Source organism: Acinetobacter sp. AYS6 (assembly GCF_025630795.1).
GTDB lineage: Bacteria > Pseudomonadota > Gammaproteobacteria > Pseudomonadales > Moraxellaceae > Acinetobacter.
Genome location: NZ_JAOTNV010000010.1, coordinates 1 through 17,390, shown reverse-complemented (window position 1 = coordinate 17,390; position 17,390 = coordinate 1). Strand labels below are relative to the sequence as shown.

The window sequence follows — 17,390 nt, the reverse complement described above, 5'->3', positions numbered from 1 at the left end:
CCATCCAAAAATGGATGTATGGATATGGATAATCAAAACTCAAAAATTTATACGGATAAAGTTCTTGCCGTAATTAGCTTGCTGTTTGTATTTACTTCAGTTGCTGGTTTGGCGATTTATTCGCAAGAGTCGATCAAGATTGCTGCAACATGGATGCAGTGGACGACATCGGTATTTACAACTCCAGTATTACTTTTTGCTTTTTTAGCTATCATTTTTACTTTTGGTCTAGCCTTTAGTAAATACGGCAAAATTAAGCTTGGAGAGGGAAAGCCTCAATACAGCACAATGTCATGGATTTTTATGTTCATCTTGTCAGGGATTGGGTCTTCTACGCTGTACTGGGGTTTTTTGGACTGGGCCTATTATTATCAAACTCCGGGTTTGAGCTTACCGCCTGAGTCAGCAGAAGCATTGAAATATAGTGTTGCTTACTCGTTTTTTCATTCAGGTTTAAGTGCTTGGGCAATTTATGCATTGGCATCAATTTCTTTGTGCTATAGCTACCATGTGAGAAAAAACAAAGGATTAAGTCTGGCTTCCGTGATTGAGGCTGTAACAGGTTTTAAATCAACTGGCGTGGTTGGACGTTTAGTCGACTTAATGTTTTTGCTTTGCATGTTTGGTGCATTGACGATTTCGTTAGTACTTACCGCTGTGACATTTACCAATATTTTGTCTCAGCTCACAGGTATCCCAAATACCTTTATGACCAAAGTTATCATTATTTTGGGCGTTTCCGTTGTGTTTGCACTAAGTTCTTACGTTGGTATGGATAAAGGTATGCAGCGTTTAAGCCATTTAGTGTGTTTGGGCGTCGTATTATTTGCAATCTATGTGCTTTGTTTTGGTCCAACTCAATTCATTTTGAATAATTCATTAATGAGTTTTGGATTAATGGCAACCAACTTTGTTGATATGAGCCTGTTTACTGACCCAATGGGTGATGGCAAGTTTACCCGTGAATGGACTGTATTTTACTGGTTGTGGTGGATTTCATATGCACCAGGTGTGGCACTGTTTGTAACGCGTGTTTCTAAAGGTCGTACCATTAAAGAAGTGATCTTTGCCATGGTGATTGGTGGCAGCGTTGGTCTTTGGTTTATCTTCGGCGTATTTGAAAACTACAGCGTTTATAGCTTTATTCATGGAGCTGTAAATGTACCACAAATTTTAAGCCAACAAGGCGGTGAGGTTGCAATTGGTCAATTGCTTAGCCTGTTACCGGCTGGAAAGCTGATGATGTGGATTTTCCTTGGCATTATGGTGGTGTTCTTGGCAGCACACATGGATGCAGTAGGGTATGCAGTTTCAGCAACATGCACACGTGGTTTAAGTGAAGGGCAAGACCCATCACCAAATGCTCGTCTGTTCTGGTGTGTCATGCTGACTTTAGTTCCAATTGCCATGATCTTTAGTAAGGCACCTTTGGACACAATGAAAACAGCAACTATTGTGACGGCTTTACCATTCATCGTGATTATTCTGATTCAAACCTATGGCTTAGTGAAATGGTTGATTCAGGATTATGCCAAAGTCCCATCGCATTTAATTGAGCAACAAGGTTATGATGATTCGGAAATTGGTTTAAACCAGTCTCAAGATGAACATGTAAAAAGGATGCAGCTTGAGCTTGCAAGCTCAATCAAACTGGACAGAAAAACCAGCTAGAGGGAACGGTAATGACGACATGTGAACAGACCACTTATGCCTTAAGTGAAGAAATGCAAAGCCTAGTGTATTGGAGCAGCATTTACTCACCAGCAGATGCAGATATTGACTCAGTCCGTGCAGCCTATGATGCAATGTGCCGACACTACACTTTGCCTCGTGATGGCAAGATCGACGTAGAAGACCGAGTTGTTGCAAATGCAGAGCATCCTGTACCTGTTCGCGTGTATTCACCAAAAACTGATCGACCTGAAGCAGGTTGGCCGTGTGTGTTGTATTTACATGGTGGCGGTTGGATGGTTGGTGGACTCGATTCACATGAGTTTATTACCAGTTATTTATGTCAGGACTTAAATACAGTTGTCATTGGTGTGGATTACCGCATGGCACCAGAGCATCGCTTTCCGGCAGCTTTTGAAGACTGTTTAGCAGTCTATCAATGGCTTAAAGAGCATGGTTCTGACTGGCAGATCGACAGGGAAAATATCGTTCTAGCCGGCGATAGTGCAGGCGGTAACTTGGCAGCCGCCCTTACAGTTGAACTACAACATAGTGGCTTGCAAGCTCAAGGTATGGCTTTGATTTATCCATGCTTGAGTACTGCATTTGACACATCCTCTGCACAAAAGCATGCCCATGCGCCGTTATTAACAACGGAAGATATGCATTTTTATTTAAAGGAATATGCGCCTAACTCACAAGATTGGCAGGATTTACGTCTAGCGCCTTTATTGGCAACTGATTTTTCAGATATGCCTATGAGTTTTGTAGCAGTGGCTGAATATGACCCTTTAAGTGATGACGGTTATCTCTTTACCCAAAAATTGGAACAAGCTGGGATTCCTAGCGAGTTCCATTTAGGCAAAGGTTTATTACATGGCAGTTTACGTCTCATGCGTGATTGTCCTGAAGTTCAACAGTTATATCAAAACATGCTGAGTGCGATACATCGCATGCTTGGCAGTGTCGAAAAGACATCAATTTAATATCGAGTCATTTGGACGAAAAGAATTTAATGGAGTAATAACATGAATGCAGTTGAAAAATTACCTGAAGATTTTTGTGCAAACCCAGATGTTGCCTGGACTTTTCCTAAAGTTTTCTATACTTCATCGCAAGTTTTTGAGCATGAGAAAGAAGCAATCTTTGCTAAAAGCTGGATTTGTGTTGCACATGGCAGTGAATTGGCACAACCGAATGACTATATTACCCGCAAAGTAATTGGTGAAAATATTGTCATCATTCGTGGTAAAGATAGTGTTTTACGTGCGTTTTATAATGTATGTCCACACCGTGGTCACGAGCTTTTAAGTGGCAGTGGTAAAGCAAAAAATGTAATTACCTGCCCATACCATGCTTGGACTTTCAAGCTAGACGGTAGCTTAGCTTTGGCACGTAACTGCGATCATGTTGAATCTTTCGATAAAGAAAACTCAAGCATGGTACCTTTAAAAGTTGAAGAATATGCAGGTTTTGTTTTCATTAACATGGATGAAAATGCGACTTGTGTAGAAGACCAACTTCCGGAATTTGCTGAGCGTTTAAATCAAGCATGTAGCGTAATTAAAGATTTGAAATTAGCAGCACGTTTTGTGACAGAAACGCCGGCAAATTGGAAAGTGATTGTTGATAACTATTTAGAATGTTACCACTGTGGGCCTGCACATCCTGGTTTTGCTGATTCTGTTCAAGTTGATAAATATTGGCACACAACACATCAAAACTGGACTTTACAGTATGGTTTTGCTCGTTCATCTGAGAAGTCATTCAAACTTGATCCATCAGTAACAGATCCTGAGTTTCATGGTTTCTGGACTTGGCCTTGTACTATGTTCAACGTACCACCGGGCAGCAATTTCATGACTGTGATCTATGAGTTCCCAGTAGATGCAGAAACAACTTTGCAGCATTACGATATTTACTTCACAAACGAAGAACTTACTCAAGATCAGAAAGATTTGATTGAGTGGTATCGCAATGTATTCCGTCCTGAAGATTTGAACTTGGTCGAAAGCGTACAACGTGGTTTGAAATCACGTGGTTATCGTGGTCAAGGCCGTATCATGACTGATAAACAACGCTCAGGAATTAGTGAGCATGGTATTGCTTACTTCCAACATTTAGTGGCGCAGCATCATAAATAAAAAATGGATTTATTCAGGTGTAAAGATGATTTACACCTGATTCTTCAGTTAGGAAGATGATATGTCGAGTTTACAAAGCACTGAATTATTTCAGCAACAAGCCTATATTAACGGGCAATGGTTAGCTGCACAGTCAAATGCAACGGTTCCAGTGACTAACCCTGCGACAGGCAAAGAAATTGGCACAATTCCAAATATGGGAGCGGTTGAGGCTACGCAAGCAGTCGAGGCTGCTTATACTGCTTTACAAAGTTGGAAAGCTTTAACTGCTCAAAACCGTGCAGATATTTTATTGGCTTGGTACAAACTGGTTCTCGATCATACCGACGAACTTGCTTTGATTATGACCATTGAACAAGGAAAACCTTTAGCAGAAGCGAAAGGTGAGGTGCGTTATGCGGCATCATTTATTCAATGGTTTGCCGAAGAAGGCAAGCGTATTTATGGTGACGTCATTCCAACCGTAAATAACCAACAACGATTTATTATTAGTAAAGAACCTGTTGGAGTAGTAGCTGCTATTACGCCGTGGAATTTCCCAATCGCCATGATTACCCGTAAAGCAGCACCAGCTTTAGCAGCTGGATGTACGATAGTGATTAAGCCAGCAAATGAAACGCCTTATTGTGCTTTAGCGATTGCGAAACTTGCAGAAAAAGCAGGTATTCCCGCTGGTGTGATTAATGTCGTTACTGGTAAATCTCAAGAAATTGGCTCGGTATTTACTTCGCATGAAAAAGTGAAGAAATTGACTTTTACTGGTTCAACTCCAGTGGGACGCCTACTGATGCAGCAGTGTTCCAGCACCATTAAAAAATTGGCGCTTGAGTTAGGTGGTAATGCTCCTCTGATTGTATTTGACGACGCCGATTTAGATAAAGCTGTACAAGGTGCGATTTTTGCCAAGTTTCGTAATGCAGGCCAGACTTGCGTTTGTGCAAACCGCATTTATGTACATGACAATATTTATCAAGCTTTTGCTGAGAAGTTTGTACAAGAAGTACAAAACTTTAAAGTGGGTAATGGACTTGAAGAGGGTGTACAAATTGGCCCATTAATTAATGAAAAAGCAGTTTTAAAAGCACAGCAGTTGATTGATGATGCGGTGAGTAAAGGTGCTAAAGTTGCTTGTGGCGGCAAACAGCATGCTTTAGGGCAAACCTTTTATGAGCCATCAGTTTTAACTAACGTTGACCGTACAATGGAAATTGTCCAAGAAGAAATTTTTGGTCCAGTTGCGCCGCTCATTCGTTTTACAGATGAAGCAGATGTAGTCGCTCAAGCAAATGACACCATCTTTGGTTTGGCTGCTTATGTTTATAGCGAAAATATTTCACGTTTATGGCGAGTGTCAGAACAACTTGAATATGGAATGGTTGGAATGAATGCCACAGCAATTTCAAATGAAGTTGTACCATTTGGCGGTGTGAAACAATCAGGTGTTGGGCGTGAAGGCTCAAAGTATGGTCTTGAAGAGTTTATGACCATTAAATACATGTGTTTAGGGCTTTAAGGATAAGCCCTAACAACAAGAATATGCGGTAAAAGAAGGATTCTAATATGGCTAGTCATTATGAAATGTTCCCGGCAGTTGTTACTCATGTGGAACAGCTAACCCCTTTAATCAAACGGTTTACGTTCAAGCGTCAAGATGGACAGAACTTTCCTCGATTTAGTGGGGGAAGCCATATTATTGTCAAAATGAATGAGCAGCTTTCAAATGCCTACTCGCTGATGAGTTGTACGCAAGACCTATCAACTTACCAAGTCTGCGTTCGTAAGGATGTGAAGGGTAAGGGCGGTTCAGTGTTTATGCATGATCAGTGCAATGAAGGCTGTGAAATTCAGATTTCAGAACCAAAAAATTTATTTCCATTAGCTGAAACAGGCAATAAACATATTTTAATTGCAGGTGGAATTGGCATTACACCATTCTTGCCTCAAATGGATGAGCTTGCAGCGCGTGGTGCTGAGTATGAGCTACATTATGCTTATCGTTCTCCTGAGCACGCAGCTTTACTTGATGAGCTTAAGCAGAAACATGCAGAACATGTATTTAGTTATGTTGACTCAGAAGGTTGCACATTAAATCTGGATGAACTGATTTCATCACAACCTAAAGGTACACATATCTATGTATGTGGGCCGAAACCCATGATTGATGCTGTGATTGATTGTTGTAATAAGCATCGTTACCGTGACGAATACATCCATTGGGAACAATTTGCTTCAACAGTTCCAGAAGATGGTGAAGCGTTTACGGTCGTACTTGCTAAGTCTAATCAGGAAATTGAAGTACAAAGTAATCAGACAATTTTACAAGCCATCGAAACATTAAATATTGATGTGGAATGTTTATGCCGAGAAGGGGTTTGCGGTACGTGTGAAACTGCTATTTTAGAAGGTGAAGCAGAGCATTTTGATCAATATCTCAGTGATGCAGAAAAAGCTTCACAGAAGAGCATGATGATTTGTGTGTCGAGAGCTAAAGGTAAAAAACTGGTATTAGATCTTTAATATATTTCTGTGGCTGATCAAATATTTAAAACATAAATTTGCTAAAAAATGAACAAATAAAGGTGATCTGAATCTTATTTGTTCATTTGGCAGGATTTAATGGTTTTGAACTCTTGACCTGCTATACAGAACTATAGATAATGCGCACACAGTTTACGGCTATGTAGCTCAGTTGGTTAGAGCACCGCACTCATAATGCGGGGGTCACAAGTTCAAGTCTCGTCATAGCCACCATTTTAAAAACCATGCTCATGCATGGTTTCTTTTTGTCTTTTTTTTACTCGTTAAAATGTTTTTCAATAATATCGAGTGTTTTTGAGCTTTGATAAAAAGGAGCTAAAATCGCTTGAAGTAACGGTTCTAAAATACCGTGTTCATTAAAGGCATTCATAACCTTAGGATAAAAACGTAAAGCTTCTGTTTGTAAATCGGTTTCAGTTAAACCAATCTCACTTAATACTTCAAATAAACTTTGGTCTTTATAAAAGTCATAAAAAACTTCTACGCCATACAAAATAAGATCTTGCATAAATTGTGATTGACGTAATTCTTTCCAGTATTCGTAAATTAAAACAAAGAACTCTTCCACATCAAGAGGAGTGAGTTGTTTCATAAACTCATACATTTTTTTATGTCTAAGATCTTCCCAGACGTGTCGTATAAGACTTTCTAAGTCTTCGGTCGACAAAAGACTTAATTCTGTAAGTTGCTCGTGAATAAAACTGGCAATCCATGTTTCAAGCTTATGCTCAAGACGTTGCTGCTGTAAAAAAGAGAATTTTTTGAGTTTATGTTGCCATTCAAAATGATAGTCATTTACTTTAGATGCATTTAAAAATTTTGGTATTTTTTGTTCTAAGGTTGAGGTCGCAATATATTGGCAAAGCTGCTGTACAGAAGGACTAGTTCTTAAAAATTGATTAAGATAATGGGGAATATGCTCCATTTCCAAAAATTTGGAGAGCCACATTTCAAATTGGTGGTCAGATACCAAGTCTTGTAGCTGAATCGGAGATTTCATAGCAGATAGATAAATACGCTGTGCGATTTCCCCAATAAACTCAAGTAAACCTGCACCTAGCTGCATTTCAAAAGCATAGCGTTTCACAACGGCTTGGAGTTGCTCTAAATCAACTACTTCATGAAGTTTGATTTCATCAGCATGTTGCATGAACAGTTGAATAAACTGCCGAAAATAAATAGATGAGTTTTCTATAGATAATTGTTTTTTGAAAAATTCCACCTGCTCAAGCAAAAGTGCTTGAGCAAGTGTTGTAGTTTTTGATGAGTTTTTCTGCTCAGTCATTCGCTGTCCAACCGTTGACAATCGGATAACGTCGTTCGCGACTAAATGCACGAGAAGTAATTCTCGGACCAATCGCACCTTGACGACGTTTGTATTCATTACGATCAACTAAACGGATGACTTTTTCAACAACTTCTTTATCAAAACCTTTGGCAATAATATCAGCCTGACCTAAATCTTCTTCAATATATGCATAAAGGATAGCATCCAATACATCATATGCTGGTAAAGAGTCTTGGTCTTTTTGGTCGGGGCGAAGTTCTGCTGAAGGTGGACGAGTAATCACACGCTCAGGAATAACAGGAGTTTCACTTAAGCTATTACGGTATTTCGCTAATTCAAATACGATAGTTTTATAAACATCTTTTAGAACAGCAAAACCACCCACCATATCACCGTAAAGTGTACAGTAGCCAACTGAAAGCTCAGATTTGTTGCCAGTAGCGAGTACTAAGTTACCAAACTTGTTTGATAAGCCCATAAGTAAAGTACCACGAGCACGCGCTTGTAAGTTTTCTTCGGTTGCATCTGCTGGTGAGTTGCCAAAGAAAGGGTACAAGGTTTGCATGAAGCTGTTTACAACTGAATGTATTTCAGCAATACCGAAAGTCACACCCATACGACGAGCTTGTTCTGCCGCATCTTCTACACTAATTTGAGATGTGTAAGTGTAAGGCATCATTACGGCTTGCACTTTTTCTGCACCGATTGCATCAACAGCAATAGCAAGTGTAAGGGCAGAGTCAATACCGCCAGATAAACCTAAGATGACACCTGGGAAACCTGAACGCTCTACATAGTCACGTGTTGCCAGAACTAAACCTTGATAGATCTCTGCGAATGTTTCTAAAGCTGGAGCTGATTCTGTGACTTTAAATGCTTTATTTTTTGGGTCAAATTCAGCGATGTAGAGGTCTTCTTTAAAGCTTGGTGCTTGTAAAGCAATTCCACCATCTTTATTGCTGACAAAACTAGTGCCATCAAAAATTAAATCATCTTGTCCGCCCACTTGGTTAACGTACACAATGTTCAGATGAAGTTGTTTTGCAAGTTCACTTAAGGTTTGTGTGCGGTGCTGTGGTTTACCGACTTCATATGGTGATGCATTTAATACAAGAACAGTATCAACATTTAATTGGCTTAACTGTTTTACGGTATTAATTGACCAGATATCTTCGCAAATTAACACGCCAAACTTATGTCCAAGATATTCAAACACCAAATGTTGATGGCCTTTTTGGAAATAACGTTTTTCATCAAAGACGCCATAGTTTGGTAAATTATGCTTATTAAACACACCCAAAACTTGGCCGTCTTTCATGACCGCAGCAGAATTATAACGTTGACCATCTTCTGTCTGGTTCACAAAACCGAAAACCATGACAATATCTTTAACTTCGGCAAGTTGAGCAAAAGCCTTTTGCATACGTTTATTTAAATTTGGACGTAACAGTAAGTCTTCAGCCGGATAACCAATAACAGAAAGCTCGGGGAAAATAATCAGGTCAGCATCTTGTTTTTTCGCCTGATTTACTTGCTCAATCATCTTTTTGGTGTTTGAGTCAATATTGCCAATATGCGGAGAAAACTGAGCAAGGGCAACTTTAAAACTTTTCATTCAAACCTAATCCTAGATCATAACGAATATAGATACACACAGTGTTGATTTTTATAGATATAATTTTTCAACGATGTGTATGATACGATAGTAAACAATTAAAATAGTTAACAAAAATGTCAAGATCAATAATATATACCAATCACATATTTTCTGCGTAAAAATAACGAGATTTTCTGTATAGAATAGAAACAGGCTTCATTATTTTTATTGTTTGTATACTGCCTTATCGCAAGCCAATTTGGAATAAGCGCGTTATATTTTTTTCAATAATTTGAATTAAGTAAGAGAAATTTGCTTGTTTAGGTAAGTATTTCTGATTTATAAGAATTATCATTTACATTAAGCAAAAAATGTTACGTTCAAAGAAAAACTGATTATTTGGTTACAAATGAAGTTGAGGTGAACAGATAATATTCGGGATTTTTCCAGAGCAAATGTCGCGGGCAATTTCACCTTGTTGCTCAATGTTATAAGAGCTAAATGCCTTGTGTGGTGAGTAGGTATATTTATAGGGATCGTAATTTTTAAAGCTAAGATAATAAGCTGATTGCAGCAACGCACCTTTCAGTAGTACATGAATGCCTTTTTGATACTGCATGACATGAGTGAGTTCATGAATAAAAATACCCTGCATAAATTTAGATTCTAGAGCGTAATTTTCACTGTAATCGGAAAGATTGACATAAATATTCCCATTTGGCGCCATAAAAATACCGCAAGACTGCCAAGGAAGGTAACGAGTAGCAATAATTTTAGGCTGCTCACAATTGAGCATGTCACCGAAAACAAGTTGTGCTAGTAGTTTTTCTTGAGTGGTTAAATATCTGATGGGATAGTTTTTTAAGTGACGGAAAATAAAAAGCGTAAGAAGAATAAATTGTGTATGGATTAAGCGTTTAAGGGCAGTAAAGGTTAGCATAGCTTTGCCATTAAATGAGTTCATCTATTTCTTTAGGATAGTATAGGTTACTTATAAGTAAATAAAGGGTCAGAATTATTCATTTGGTATAACTTTTAGAGTGTATTGATTTTATGATTTTGATTGGACAAAGGTAAATATATAAATAATTCTGCGAGTTTTTATGATCTAACTCAAAAGTAATAACTCAGAAAAACAAAAGCCCCAGTTAAAACTGAGGCTTTACGACAACTAAAATCACTACAGCAAATAAAATTAAGGTTGGCATTTCATTAAAGAAGCGCCAGAACTTATGTGATTTATAGTGAGCATTTCCGATAAGTTTTTTACGATAGTAGCCACATGCCAAATGGTAGATGACTAATAAAGCCACTAAAGCGACTTTAAGATAAAACCATGTTGCCTGATGATAATGTCGAGTTGCATCGCCCCAATCTACAAGGAAGTGGGCAGTAATTAAGGTGGCAATCAGAGAAGGCCACATAATTCCGCGATACAACTTACGTTCCATTATTTCAAAGCGTTGATGACTAGCTGCATCTTCACTCATGGCATGATAAACATATAGGCGTGGTAAGTAGAACAAAGCAGCGAACCAACAAACCACAGCAATAATATGTAATGCTTTTACCCACAAAAAAGCATCAGAAGGTGCATCCATCGATAATCCTACGTGGGATTATGCATCCCACTTCTTGAAAATAAGGCAAGCGTTAACACCGCCAAAACCAAAACTGTTACTCATTACAGTATTCAATTTTGCATCACGTTTTTCAAGTACGATATCAAAAGGTTTTGCACCTTCATCTAGTTCAGTCACGTTGATGTTTGGTGCAATAAAGTCATTTTGCATCATAAGAACTGAGTAAATAGCTTCTTGTACACCAGCTGCGCCCAAGCTATGACCTGTCATAGATTTGGTTGAGCTAAGAGGTGGTACATTGCCTTCGCCAAATGCACGTTCCATCGCTTTAAGTTCTGTAATGTCACCAGCAGGAGTAGAAGTACCATGTGTATTTACATAGTCAATTTTTTCTACGCCATGTTGTTTAGCTTCTTCAAGTGCCATTAATACACAACGTGTAGCACCTTCACCGCTTGGAGCAACCATGTCTGCGCCATCGCTGTTTGCAGCATAACCAACGACTTCAGCTAAAATGTTGGCACCACGTGCTTGAGCGTGTTCAAGTGATTCAAGTACAACAAAACCACCACCGCCAGCAATAACGAAACCGTCGCGGTCTGCTGAATATGGGCGAGATGCTGTTTCTGGAGTGTCGTTATATTTTGAGCAAAGCGCGCCCATTGCATCAAATAATAAACTTTGAGACCAATGATCTTCTTCACCACCACCAGCAAGCATAAGGTCTTGTTTGCCGAGTTGAATAAGATTGTACGCATAACCGATTGCGTCAGCAGAAGTTGCGCAAGCACTTGTAATCGTATGAGCAATACCTTGCAGTTTGAATGCAACACCTACGTTTGCAGTAATCGTATTTGACATGTTGCGTGGTACAAAGAAAGGTCCTACTTTACGTGCACCTTTAGTTTCTAAAAGCTCTGTCATTTCAACAACAGATGCAGTTGAACCACCACCTGAACCGCCTGCGATACCGTAACGTGGATTACCACCAATTTGCTCAGCCGTAAGACCTGCATGTTCAACAGCAGCTACAGCAGCATTGTAAGCGTACATTGCACATACGCCCATAAAGCGTTTTAACTTACGGTCAATATGATCAAAATCTTGTTCTGCAGCAGCGCTCACATGACTTTTAAAATTGAGTTCAGCATAAGTTGGGTTAAAACGTGTCCCGGAGATTCCATTTTGAAGTGAATGAGTAACTGCTTCTAAAGAGTTACCGATACATGAGTTAATACCCATACCAGTGATTACAACACGTTTCATCTACAGGTCCCTTTATGGTGATATTAAGAGTCTATCGTCATCAACAGCTATGAAAGTAACTAGGAGAATATAGCTGTAAGAAAATAAGACTCATGTTTTTTCGTTGTTAACATGATAGCAGAAAGGATTTTCATTTCTTATGGCAAATCTTTATGACAATTTTACATTTAAAAAAAATAACCAAATACATAGTATGTTGCATTTAGGGTTAACTAAAATACACACATTCAAGTTGAGATAAATCCACATTCCACCTAGTATTTATGTCTAATTAGATAAATTAAAAAATCGAGGTACTTGATGACAAAATTTAATAATAATCAATCTGACAATTTGTTTTCTCAGGTCTTCGGAGTGGCTAAAAAGCTCAGTTCTACAGGATTGAGTATCTTGCAACATAACCAATCAGGTGATGTGAGTAAGGTTATTGAACCAATCCCAGCTGATAAAACGGTTGAAGGTAAATCGAGAACAAAAAGCCCATTTGAAGTTGAGCAATATGAAAGTCCTCAACAAATGCTACGAGAACAGTTACCGAAAGTAACTCGTCAGGTCTTTGGGCGACATTTTACAAAAGTAAATGGTGTGGCTACATTTCTTTCCCCAGATTGGGATGAAAAAATTTCAGGCTATTTATTTGATTGGCTCAATGACTTTAGTTCAAAAAGCACATTAACTGAAAAAATCTTGGAAGAGGCGGGTGCTAAAGATTTATTTGAACTCACTAAGGATACGGGCCGTTCTCAACGTTTAAGTCAGGCGCTAATAGAACAAAATAAATTAATTGCGACCATACAAGGGGCAATCACAGGCGTGTCAGGTGTAGTTGGTGCAGCTGTAGATATTCCTGTTTCACTAGTTCTGGTTTTAAGAACGATTTATCAGACTGGAAGATCACATGGCTTTGATCTTCTAGAAGTTACAGACCAAGACGTTGTCGAATTTATCTTTAAAGAAGTTGATATTAGTCTAATTGCTGAAAAACAAACGCTATTGATAGCTTTAAAAACATTACGAAATATGTTGGAAACGCAAGACATCCATCAATTTCAGCAGGTATTAGGTTCAACTACTGATATAGATACTTTAAAGAACTGGTTAGTTGATGAAGATGGGGAGTTTAAATGGGGATGGTTAAATCGTATTCCGAAACTCTCAGCCTTTGGTAAAGTTACACCAGTTGCTGGTGCTGTTTTAAGCGCAGTATATAGTTGGAAGCTACAAGAAGATGTGGGTCATAAAGCACAAGCTATCTTTGGAGCTGCAAGACATTATTTAAATGAACATCCAAGTGAGCATTTATCTCCGCTACAGGCTTATTATGCTGCGGTTACGCTTATTCAGAAAGCCAGTCCACGTCTTTTAAATGTTGGTGAAGATGGTCATAATCACGTTGCACATCATCATAAAGTAGAAAATCATGATGTAATTTCAAAAGTATCTATTGTTTTAAAACCAACTGAAAATAAAAAGAGTGAAGAGAAAATTCAGGAAAATGTTCATCAGGGTCTCGAGCAACTTGCCGATAAACATGTAGAGGAACATGAGCACACTGAGCAAAAACCGGCTTTAACTCCTGAGGAAGATGAAGAGGAACTGGATGATAAAAAATACTCTTAACACTATGCTTACAAATAAGAGGTTTAAAAATAGAATTTGAACTCTATTTAAATTTGTAAGTTATCCTGTCAAAGATTGATATGGTCAACATTTGGTAAGTATTGCCATGTTGACCATTTTTGCATCTTAGCTTACAATTATGTGCCCTTAAAAAGAGGTATTTTCTTTTTAAGGTTTTTTAATAACGGGAGAATTGCCATATGGCAACAACGAATCAGTTGATCCGTAAGGGTCGTACGACTTTGGTTGAAAAATCCAAAGTTCCTGCGTTGAAGGCTTGTCCACAACGTCGTGGTGTTTGTACACGTGTTTATACAACTACACCTAAAAAACCTAACTCAGCTATGCGTAAGGTTTGCCGTGTTCGCTTAACTTCAGGTTTTGAAGTATCTAGCTATATCGGTGGTGAAGGTCATAACTTACAAGAGCACAGTGTTGTTCTTATCCGTGGTGGTCGTGTTAAAGACTTACCAGGTGTACGTTACCATACCGTTCGTGGTTCATTAGACTGTGCTGGTGTTAAAGATCGTAATCAATCACGTTCTAAATACGGTACTAAGCGTCCTAAGAAGTAATTCTAAGAAAGCAGTCCAATAAGCCCTTTAGCGTTTCGCTTGTTTGAATTCTTCATAGATTTGTAATTCAAGCGACGTATAGTAAGGCCAGCGTCGTGTACATGACACTTGTACAAACTGCTGGATTATCCTGAAGTGTCATATTATTAGGTGTATTAAAATGCCAAGACGTCGCGTAGTCGCTGCTCGTGAGATCCTTCCAGATCCAAAATTTAGCAGCCAAACAATCGCTAAATTCATGAACCACGTAATGCAAGATGGTAAAAAATCTGTTGCTGAAGGTATCGTTTACGGTGCTTTGGAACGTGTTCAAGAAAAAAACAAAGTAGACCCAGTTGAATTTTTCGAGACTACTCTTGAAAAAGTTCGTCCTATGGTTGAAGTAAAAGCACGCCGTGTTGGTGGTGCTACTTATCAAGTACCTATGGAAGTACGCCCATCCCGTCGTACTGCCTTAGCAATGCGTTGGTTAGTAGATGCTGCTGCTAAGCGTTCTGAAAAAACGATGGCTTTACGTCTTGCTGGTGAGTTGCTTGATGCAGCTGAAGGTAAAGGTGCAGCAATCAAAAAACGTGAAGACGTGCATCGTATGGCTGAAGCCAACAAAGCCTTCTCTCACTACCGTTTCTAAGCGGATAAAACAGTCCCTAATCAGGAGAATATTCATGCGTACAGCTGCTCGATTCAACATTGCTCTTTATCAAAGTGGGAGCTTTGCGGGTATTTAAGTTGCCTGCTTGGATATTTGTACGCATCAATTTAATTGATGCGTCCTGTTTTAAATATAACATTTAGGAATGTAGACATCATGGCTCGCCAAACCCCAATTAGTAATTACCGTAACATCGGTATTTCTGCGCACATTGACGCAGGTAAAACAACTACAACAGAACGTATTTTGTTCTACACAGGTGTATCTCACAAAATTGGTGAAGTACACGATGGTGCAGCAACAATGGACTGGATGGAACAAGAGCAAGAGCGCGGTATTACAATTACCTCGGCTGCTACAACTTGTTTCTGGTCTGGTATGGGTAACCAATTCCAACAACACCGTATCAACGTAATTGACACCCCGGGACACGTAGACTTCACAATCGAAGTTGAACGTTCTATGCGTGTTCTTGACGGTGCGTGCATGGTTTACTGTGCAGTTGGTGGCGTACAACCTCAGTCTGAAACTGTATGGCGTCAAGCAAACAAATATAAAGTGCCTCGTTTAGCATTCGTGAACAAGATGGACCGTACTGGTGCAAACTTCTTCCGTGCTGTTGAGCAAGTTAAAACTCGTTTAGGCGGTAATCCTGTACCTATCGTTGTGCCAATCGGTGCAGAAGATACGTTTGCAGGTGTTGTTGACCTTATCGAAATGAAAGCGATTATCTGGGATGAAGCATCTCAAGGTATGAAGTTTGAATATGCTGATATCCCAGCTGACCTTGTTGATACGTCTAACGAATGGCGTACCAAAATGGTTGAAGCTGCGGCTGAAGCTTCTGAAGAGTTAATGGACAAGTACCTTGAAGAAGGTGATCTTTCTAAAGAAGAGATCATTGCAGGTTTACGTGCTCGTACATTAGCTTCTGAAATTCAAGTAATGCTTTGTGGTTCTGCGTTCAAAAACAAAGGTGTTCAACGTATGTTGGATGCTGTGATTGAATTCTTACCATCACCTACAGAAGTTAAAGCGATCGAAGGTATCCTTGACGATAAAGACGAAACTAAAGCGTCTCGTGAAGCATCTGACGAAGCTCCGTTCTCTGCGTTAGCGTTCAAAATCATGAACGACAAATTCGTAGGTAACTTAACATTCGTACGTGTTTACTCTGGTGTTCTTAAACAAGGTGATCCGGTTTATAACCCAGTTAAAGCTAAGCGTGAACGTATCGGTCGTATCGTGCAAATGCATGCGAACGAACGTCAAGATCTTGATGAAATCCGTGCAGGTGATATCGCAGCGTGTGTAGGTCTTAAAGACGTTACTACTGGTGATACATTATGTGATGAGAAAAACATCATTACACTTGAGCGTATGGAATTCCCAGAGCCAGTAATTTCATTGGCTGTTGAACCAAAAACTAAAGCTGACCAAGAAAAAATGTCAATTGCTTTAGGTCGTTTGGCTAAAGAAGATCCATCGTTCCGCGTTCGTACAGACGAAGAATCTGGTCAAACAATTATTGCTGGTATGGGTGAGCTTCACCTTGACATCATCGTTGACCGTATGAAACGTGAATTCGGTGTTGAAGCGAACATTGGTAAACCAATGGTTGCTTACCGTGAAACGATCAAAAAGTCTGTTGAACAAGAAGGTAAGTTTGTTCGTCAAACTGGTGGTAAAGGTAAATTCGGTCATGTATATGTTCGTTTAGAGCCTATGGATGTTGAAGAAGCTGGTAAAGAATACCTATTCGCTGAAGAAGTTGTCGGCGGTACAGTACCTAAAGAATTCTTTGGTGCGGTTGACAAAGGTATTCAAGAACGTATGAAGAATGGTGTATTAGCTGGTTACCCTGTTGTGGGTATCAAAGCGACATTATTCGATGGTTCTTACCATGATGTCGACTCTGATGAATTGTCGTTCAAAATGGCTGGTTCGTACGCTTTCCGTGACGGTTTCATGAAAGCAGATCCTATCCTTCTTGAACCAATCATGAAAGTTGAAGTAGAAACTCCAGAAGACTACATGGGCGATATCATGGGTGACTTAAACCGTCGTCGTGGTATGGTTCAAGGTATGGATGATCTTCCTGGTGGAACTAAAGCAATTAAAGCAGAAGTTCCATTGGCTGAGATGTTTGGTTACGCGACTCAAATGCGTTCTATGTCTCAAGGTCGTGCGACTTATTCTATGGAATTCGCTAAATACGCTGAAACTCCACGTAACGTGGCTGAAGGCATCATCGCTAAGTTCCAGACTGGCGGTAAAAAAGGTGACGACGAGTAATCTTTCGATTACTATAAGCCCAAACTAATTCTTAGTTAAAAACCAAGCGCTCGTGCAGTGACCCTGCATGAGCAGTTTATAAAGGAAGATCATCATGGCTAAAGCCAAGTTTGAACGTAATAAGCCACACGTAAACGTGGGCACAATCGGTCACGTTGACC

General features: G+C 39.3%; 14 protein-coding genes, 1 tRNA gene and 1 pseudogene. 11 read left to right on the top strand and 5 right to left on the bottom strand.

Annotated features, from left to right (window positions below; translation table 11 throughout):
* The first annotated feature begins 18 nt into the window (after positions 1–18).
* The 6 genes from OD757_RS15785 to OD757_RS15760 all read left to right on the top strand — a co-directional run bounded on the left by OD757_RS15785 (position 19) and on the right by OD757_RS15760 (position 6,566).
* Positions 19–1,671: a BCCT family carnitine transporter gene (locus tag OD757_RS15785; protein WP_263032450.1), complete on the top strand. Its 1,653-nt coding sequence runs from the start codon at positions 19–21 to the stop codon at positions 1,669–1,671.
* 11 nt (positions 1,672–1,682) lie between these two features.
* Positions 1,683–2,657: an alpha/beta hydrolase gene (locus OD757_RS15780; RefSeq protein ID WP_263032449.1), complete on the top strand. Its 975-nt coding sequence runs from the start codon at positions 1,683–1,685 to the stop codon at positions 2,655–2,657.
* A gap of 42 nt (positions 2,658–2,699) precedes the next feature.
* Positions 2,700–3,815 (top strand): carnitine monooxygenase subunit alpha, encoded by a 1,116-nt coding sequence (gene cntA, locus OD757_RS15775; RefSeq protein WP_263032448.1) that lies wholly within the window; start codon positions 2,700–2,702, stop codon positions 3,813–3,815.
* A 61-nt stretch (positions 3,816–3,876) separates the two neighbouring features.
* Positions 3,877–5,328, top strand: coding sequence for an NAD-dependent succinate-semialdehyde dehydrogenase (locus tag OD757_RS15770; RefSeq protein ID WP_263032447.1), 1,452 nt, complete (start codon positions 3,877–3,879; stop codon positions 5,326–5,328).
* Positions 5,329–5,375: 47 nt separating this feature from the next.
* Positions 5,376–6,332: a carnitine monooxygenase, reductase subunit CntB gene (gene cntB, locus OD757_RS15765; protein ID WP_263032446.1), complete on the top strand. Its 957-nt coding sequence runs from the start codon at positions 5,376–5,378 to the stop codon at positions 6,330–6,332.
* 157 nt (positions 6,333–6,489) lie between these two features.
* Positions 6,490–6,566: transfer RNA gene (locus OD757_RS15760), tRNA-Met, on the top strand.
* A gap of 43 nt (positions 6,567–6,609) precedes the next feature.
* Here the strand turns inward: OD757_RS15760 and OD757_RS15755 are convergent.
* The 5 genes from OD757_RS15755 to OD757_RS15735 all read right to left on the bottom strand — a co-directional run bounded on the left by OD757_RS15755 (position 6,610) and on the right by OD757_RS15735 (position 12,087).
* Positions 6,610–7,638: a hypothetical protein gene (locus tag OD757_RS15755; RefSeq protein ID WP_263032445.1), complete on the bottom strand. Its 1,029-nt coding sequence runs from the start codon at positions 7,636–7,638 to the stop codon at positions 6,610–6,612.
* Positions 7,631–9,256 (bottom strand): NAD+ synthase, encoded by a 1,626-nt coding sequence (locus tag OD757_RS15750; RefSeq protein ID WP_009393936.1) that lies wholly within the window; start codon positions 9,254–9,256, stop codon positions 7,631–7,633. Before OD757_RS15750 ends, OD757_RS15755 begins: the two co-directional genes overlap by 8 nt.
* 385 nt (positions 9,257–9,641) lie before the next feature.
* Complete coding sequence (locus tag OD757_RS15745; protein WP_263032444.1) at positions 9,642–10,202, bottom strand: hypothetical protein; 561 nt, start codon at positions 10,200–10,202, stop codon at positions 9,642–9,644.
* A 184-nt stretch (positions 10,203–10,386) separates the two neighbouring features.
* Positions 10,387–10,839 carry a protoporphyrinogen oxidase HemJ gene (gene hemJ / locus OD757_RS15740; RefSeq protein ID WP_009393745.1) on the bottom strand — a complete coding sequence of 151 codons (453 nt, stop codon included), beginning with the start codon at positions 10,837–10,839 and terminating at the stop codon, positions 10,387–10,389.
* 18 nt (positions 10,840–10,857) lie between these two features.
* A complete protein-coding gene (locus OD757_RS15735) occupies positions 10,858–12,087 on the bottom strand; it encodes a beta-ketoacyl synthase N-terminal-like domain-containing protein (protein WP_263032443.1) in 1,230 nt (409 codons plus the stop codon).
* A gap of 300 nt (positions 12,088–12,387) precedes the next feature.
* On the opposite strand from OD757_RS15735, the gene OD757_RS15730 reads away from it, so the two are divergent.
* The 5 genes and pseudogenes from OD757_RS15730 to OD757_RS15710 all read left to right on the top strand — a co-directional run.
* Positions 12,388–13,707, top strand: a complete 1,320-nt coding sequence (locus OD757_RS15730) for an EcsC family protein (RefSeq protein ID WP_263032442.1) — start codon at positions 12,388–12,390, stop codon at positions 13,705–13,707.
* Between the two features lie 200 nt (positions 13,708–13,907).
* Positions 13,908–14,282 carry a 30S ribosomal protein S12 gene (rpsL, locus tag OD757_RS15725; protein WP_002050319.1) on the top strand — a complete coding sequence of 125 codons (375 nt, stop codon included), beginning with the start codon at positions 13,908–13,910 and terminating at the stop codon, positions 14,280–14,282.
* Between the two features lie 160 nt (positions 14,283–14,442).
* Entirely contained in the window at positions 14,443–14,913 is a 471-nt protein-coding gene (gene rpsG / locus OD757_RS15720; protein ID WP_004638185.1) for a 30S ribosomal protein S7, read from the top strand.
* Positions 14,914–15,090: 177 nt separating this feature from the next.
* Positions 15,091–17,229 (top strand): elongation factor G, encoded by a 2,139-nt coding sequence (gene fusA, locus OD757_RS15715; protein WP_009393817.1) that lies wholly within the window; start codon positions 15,091–15,093, stop codon positions 17,227–17,229.
* A gap of 94 nt (positions 17,230–17,323) precedes the next feature.
* Positions 17,324–17,390, top strand: a pseudogene (locus tag OD757_RS15710) (elongation factor Tu); the annotation flags it as partial.